This is a genomic window from Micromonospora sp. NPDC049799 (assembly GCF_040656655.1).
In the GTDB taxonomy this organism is placed as follows: domain Bacteria; phylum Actinomycetota; class Actinomycetes; order Mycobacteriales; family Micromonosporaceae; genus Micromonospora.
Genome location: NZ_JBFAMU010000335.1, coordinates 1 through 5,510 on the forward strand (window position 1 = coordinate 1; position 5,510 = coordinate 5,510).

Sequence of the window (5,510 nt, forward strand, 5' to 3'; positions counted from 1 at the left end):
CGCCGAGCTGGGCCAGCCCGACGGCCTGGTTGGCGCCCTTGCCGCCCAGCATCTCGCGGCGCCGCCGCACCGGTGCGCTGCCTCCGCCGTCGGGGACCTCGTCGACCACCAGGACGAGGTCCCGCGCCACCTGACCGACCACCATCGCGTCCAGTTCCGCCATGCCCGGGTGGTACCCCGGCCACCGCCCGGCACGCGTGGCACCGACCGGACCTTGTGGAGGGCGCCTCCACGCGCTTAAGCTTTGCGATGCAAAGCACAAGCCGTCGCAAAGCGAGGAGACGCCGATGGAGCCGGACCCCACCACCGAGGCCGAACGGACACTGGCCCAGCTCGACCGGCTCCGCGACCGCAGCGCCCGCCGGGCCCGGGGCGGCGCGTGGCTGCCCGCCGTCGGCGTCGCGGTGCTGCTGCTGGCCAGTTCGGCGCTCTACGCGGCGCCCTTCACCCAGGTGTACGCGATCACGGCCGAGCACCCGTTCTGGGCCGGGCTGCCCGACCAGCAACGCTCGCCCGTCGCGTCGTACCTGTTCTGGTTCCTCGGCGTCCCGTTGCTGTCCACCGTGATCGCCCTGTGGTACCGACGGCGGGCCGACCGCCTCGGTGTCCGGGTGCCGTGGCAGGCGGTCGTCGCCGGCGGGCTCGGCGTGCTGGCCCTGCTGGCGGTGCTGGCCGCCGTGCCCACCGGTCCCGCGCCCGACACCTTGACCGCCGACACCGGCCCCAACTGGCCCGGCCTGCTGACCCCCCTGCTGCCGGTCGCCGTGACGGTCGTCGTCCTCGGGTGGGTGGAGCGCAGCCGCTCACTGGTCGCCGCCGGGGTCTGGATCCTGGCGTTGACCGTCTGGCTCTGCACCAGCTGGCCGATGGGCACCGTGCCGAGCTGGATGATCGGCGGCTCAGGCGGTGGTGGCCAGCTCGGGTGGCGTCCGGGCCACTATCTTGTCCTGATGGCCCTGCCATTGCTCGCTGTCGCCGTGGCCCGGTACCGGTCGGCCCGGCGGGCATGAGCGACGCCCCGCCTCCGCACCCCGCGACGGCGCTGGACGACGTCGTGCACCAGCGGGTCCGGCTCGGCATCCTCACCGTGCTGAGCGAGATCCCCGAGTGCCGTTTCGCCACGCTGCGCGACGAGTTGGGTCTCACCGACGGCAACCTCAACCGGCACCTGCGGATCCTCGAGGACGCCGGGCTGCTCCAGGTGACCAAGGGCTACGAGGGCCGCCGACCGTGCACCTGGCTGAAGCTCACGCGGCAGGGCCGCGCGGCGCTGCGTGCCGAGGTGGCCGCCCTGGAGCAACTCGTATCCCGCATCCGGGCCGCCACCACCCCCGACCCCGCCTCCTGATCCCGCCCCCCACCTGCGCCCTCTTTCACGGAAAGTGTGGCCATTCCGCGCCGGGTGGCCACACTTTCCGTGAAACTGCGGGGCACCGGGGAGACGGTCAGCCGGGTAGTGGGGCGTTGTCGCCGTCGGTCCGGCGCGGACCGACCAGCCGGCGGACCATCGGTGCGGCGTTCCACTTCGCCGCGCCGACCAGGTCCCGGGCGTGCTCCAGCACCGTGTAGTCCGGTCGGGTACGGCCGGCGGCCAGCGCCCGGTCCAGGTCGTTGCCGCAGCGGGTGAGCACGCTGTCGAAGTCGCGCCGCACCGGTTCGAGCAGGTCGTAGCCGAACGAGCGGTGCAGCCGTGCGAACAGCGGCTTGTAGAGCCGGGCCCGCTCGTGCAGGCCGGAGGAGTACGACATCGGGTTCTTCGGCCGGCGGCGGATGTAGTCGGGCAGCACGTCGGCGAACGCCCGGCGGACGATCCACTTCTCCTGGCCGGCCCGCATCGTCAGCCCGAGCGAGAGCCGCATCGCCAGCTCGACCACGCTGAGGTCGAGGAACGGCACCCGGGCCTCCACCCCGTACGCCATGCTGGTCCGGTCGAGCCGCTGCAACTCCGTACGGCAGAGGTTGCGGATCTTGTGGAGGAAGAGCCGGCGGGACGCCTCGGGGCCGACCCGGTGGTACATGGGGTAGCCGCCGAACAGCTCGTCCGACCCGTCCCCGGTGAGCACCACCTTCACGCCCAACTCGTGGAGGCGCCGGAAGAGCGGAACCGAGACCACGGCGTTGATGATGTCGCCGTACTCGGTCAGCTCGGAGATCCGGATCGCCTCCCGGACGTCGGCCCGCCGGATGTCGCGCGGGCGCAGCTCGACCACCTCGTGGGGCACACGGAGGTCCCGCGCCAGCCGCCGGGCGTACGCGACGTCGGGGCTGTCCGGCACACCGACGGTGACCGCCACGCAGTCCGGGTGCATCTCCTTGACGTGCAGCAGGGCCAGCGAGCTGTCCAGCCCTCCGGACAGGATCACCCCGACGGTGAGGTCGGTGTCCACCCGCATGCGGATGCTGTCGGTGAGGGCGGCACGGACGAGCAGGGCGGCCTCGTCCGGGTCGTCCACCACCGGCAGCCCCGCGCCGAGGGTGAGCAGGTCGACGTACGGGCGCAGCCGCACCGGCCCGTCCGCCTCGGCCCATCCGTGGTGGCCGGGCGGCACCTCGGCGACCGGCACGCCGTACCCGACCAGCGCCTTGACCTCGCTGGCGAGGTGCAGGCAGCCGGGGGTGCGGGACCAGTACAGCGGCTTGACGCCGAGCGGGTCACGCACCAGGTACGCCCGGCCGGTGGCCCGCTCCACGATCGCGAATGCGTACTCGCCGCGCAGGCGGGTGACCATGTCCTCGCCCCACCGCAGGTACGCGGCCAGCACCACCTCGGTGTCGCTGGCGCTGCGGAACCGGTGCCCGAGCCGGGTCAGCTCCGCCCGCAGCTCGTGGTGGTTGAAGACCTCGCCGTTGTAGCAGAGCAGCCAGCGCTCGTCGTCGGAGACCCACGGCTGCACCGCGCGGTCGCGGTCCACCACCCGCAACCGGCGTACGCCGGTCAGCAGGCCGGTCTCGTACCGGGTCTCGGTGACCTCGCCGCGGGGAGCCAGGGTGGCGAGCATCCGACGGAAGACCACCGGGTCGGCCTCGGGCCCGAGGCTCACCGCGATGCCGCACATGCCCTCAGACCCCCATCTCGGCTTCGTACGCCCCGCGCAGCCGCTTGCGGGCGGCCGGCGCGACACACAGGTGCCACGCCTGCCCCTCGTCGACGACGTTGACTTCGCCGGCCCGCTGGCGGGCGAGCAGAATCTCGGCGAGGACGTCCCGCGCACCGAACCGGGTGAACCAGGCCATCTCCACGTCCACCGCCCAGCCGAGGCAGTGCGCGCTGGGCACCATCGCCGCGTACCCCAGCCGGCGCAGCCGGTGCTGGTGCTCGGCGCTGCGGACGAGGCTGGTCACCCACAGCGGCGGGATGCCGGGTCCGGTGGCGGCGGCGAACTCCCGGCCGATGTCGTTGAGCAGCGCCACGACCTCCCGGCGGGTCCGGCGGAACATCAGCCCGGCGGTACGCGGGGTGGCGTCCGGGCGCAGCCGCCGGCCCACCGCCCGCAGCCCGCGCCCGAGTACGGTGGCGGGCTGCTCGGTGTAGCGGAAGCGCAGCAGGTCGCGCCGGCGCAGCCACTCCAGGTCGACCAGGTCGGTGCTGGCGTTGACCTGGCCGTCGGTGCGGTACGTGGGGGTGTCCCGCCACCACATCACGTCGATCCGGGAGAGCAGGTAGATCCGGACGAGGGCCGTCAGGTCGGCCGCGGAGCTGCGCTCGTTGGGCTGGTAGCGGGCCATCTCCAGCAGCAGCGTCTCCCGGGCCCCGAGGAGCCCCTGCGCGGTGGCGTCAAGGACGGCGGCGATCGCCGGGTCCCGCAGCCGGTCGTCCACCAGCATCTGCCGTGCGGCGGTGCTGGGCGCTCCGGCCAGGGCACCGACCTCGACCAGCAGGTCGGCGACGGCGGCCCGGTACGCGTCGAGGTCCGGCGCCGGGGCCGCGGTCCGGCGGGGCAGGGCGGAGGGGGCCCGGCGGCGGGCCGGCGCCGCCGGGGAGACAGGAGGACCGGGCGGCTGTCCCGGGCTTCGACTGGGCACTCGCATGGTCGGGTCCTCTCTCCCGTCACGACGTCACGGTGGTGCATCGCCCTGACGACACCGTAAACGCACGAGCCGGGAGAAGTCCGAACAATCCTCCTATCTCCCCCGAACGCCGCCAGGGGCGGCACCCGGGTCGCGACCGGACAGCCCGCTCAGGCGCTGCACCTCCGCGTAGGAGGGCGGATCGGCGGCACCCGCGCCGGCAGCGGACGCGGCCTCGTCGAGGGCGGCCAGGGCGGCGCCCAGCGCGGCCCGGTAGAGCAGCGAGCCGGTGCTCACCCGCGCCACACCGAGGTTCCGCAGCTCGGCGAGGGTGGGTCCACCGGGGCGATGGAGCACGTTCACCGGCACGTCGACCGCGTCGACGACGGCGGCGACCGTGGCCGCGTCCGGCACGCCGGGCGCGAAGATGCCGTCCGCTCCCGCGTCCCGGTACGCGCGAGCCCGGCGCAGTGCCTCCGGCAACGGGTCGGGAACGGCGAGCCACCACGCGTCGGTGCGGGCGTTGACGAACAGCCCCGGCACGGCCGCCCGGACCGCGGCCACCTTCGCCGCCGTCAGCTCCGGCGAGGCGAGCCCGCCGTCGGGGTGGCCGTCCTCGATGTTGACGCCGACCACGCCCAGGTCGGCCAGTTCGGCGACCAGGTCCGCGACGGCCGCCGGATCGTCGGAGCAGCCACCCTCCACATCGACGGTCAGCAGCACCGGCAGCGGGCGCAGCAGCCGGGCCAGGCGGAGGTTCTCCGCGCGCAGGACACCGGCCGCGTCGGGCAGGCCGGCGGCTGCGGCGACGCCGAGACTCGTCGTACCGACCGCCGGGTGGCCACGGGCGGTGAACGCGGCGGCGCTCGCGTGGTCCCAGGCGTTCGGCAGCAGCAGCGGCCGGTCGCCGTGGTGCAGGGCGTGGAAGGCGGCGTAGCGGTCGGTCACCGGAGCACCTCCACGGTCCTGCCGGTCTGCGGCCCGTAGCCCGACCTCGGTCCGTGGACGGCGAGGTCGATGCGGCGCGGAACCCGCAGCAGCGGGTGCGGTTCGTGGTCCCCCGGGTCGTGGACCAGCCGGCAGCGGCTCCGCAGCACCGACACCACCCCGGCGGCCAGCGCCGACGCGAGACGCGTACCCGGGCAACCGCGCGGTCCGGCGCCGAAGGTGAGGGTGCCGTCGGGCCGTCCGGGTCGTAGGCGGTCCGGGTCGGCGAAGACCACCGGGTCCCGGTTCGCCGCGTCGAAGCGCAGCAGCACCGGATCGCCGACGGCGAGGTCGCGGCCGGCGATCCGCGTCGCGGCCGTGACCACCCGGCGGGTGCCGCGCACCGGCGGATCGAGCCGGAGCACCTCGGCCAGCAGATCGGCGGTCGACACGGCGGGTGGCAGCGCCAGCCCGTGCCGGCCCCGGCGGCACGCCCGACGCTCCGTCGAAGCGCCAGCGCAAGCGTCGCAAGGATCCGCTCTGGGCTCGCATCACGCTGATCGTCGGCGCCGTGC

6 protein-coding genes are annotated in these 5,510 nt (G+C 74.5%); 2 read left to right on the plus strand and 4 right to left on the minus strand.

Annotation, left to right across the window (positions count from 1 at the left end):
* Window positions 1-287: 287 nt before the first annotated feature.
* Window positions 288-1,010: a hypothetical protein gene (locus AB0I76_RS21410; protein ID WP_357038161.1), complete on the plus strand. Its 723-nt coding sequence runs from the start codon at window positions 288-290 to the stop codon at window positions 1,008-1,010.
* Window positions 1,007-1,348: a transcriptional regulator gene (locus AB0I76_RS21415; RefSeq protein ID WP_357038164.1), complete on the plus strand. Its 342-nt coding sequence runs from the start codon at window positions 1,007-1,009 to the stop codon at window positions 1,346-1,348. Before AB0I76_RS21410 ends, AB0I76_RS21415 begins: the two co-directional genes overlap by 4 nt.
* A gap of 97 nt (window positions 1,349-1,445) precedes the next feature.
* Here the strand turns inward: AB0I76_RS21415 and AB0I76_RS21420 are convergent, their stop codons facing one another.
* From AB0I76_RS21420 to AB0I76_RS21435, 4 genes are all read right to left on the minus strand, one after another.
* Window positions 1,446-3,056, minus strand: coding sequence for an asparagine synthase-related protein (locus AB0I76_RS21420; protein WP_357038167.1), 1,611 nt, complete (start codon window positions 3,054-3,056; stop codon window positions 1,446-1,448).
* Window positions 3,057-3,060: 4 nt separating this feature from the next.
* Entirely contained in the window at window positions 3,061-4,029 is a 969-nt protein-coding gene (locus tag AB0I76_RS21425; RefSeq protein ID WP_357038170.1) for a DUF5715 family protein, read from the minus strand.
* Window positions 4,030-4,122: 93 nt separating this feature from the next.
* Window positions 4,123-4,956: an isocitrate lyase/phosphoenolpyruvate mutase family protein gene (locus AB0I76_RS21430; RefSeq protein WP_357038173.1), complete on the minus strand. Its 834-nt coding sequence runs from the start codon at window positions 4,954-4,956 to the stop codon at window positions 4,123-4,125.
* Window positions 4,953-5,387, minus strand: a complete 435-nt coding sequence (locus tag AB0I76_RS21435; RefSeq protein WP_357038176.1) for a cytochrome P450 — start codon at window positions 5,385-5,387, stop codon at window positions 4,953-4,955. Before AB0I76_RS21435 ends, AB0I76_RS21430 begins: the two co-directional genes overlap by 4 nt.
* Window positions 5,388-5,510 lie beyond the last annotated feature (123 nt).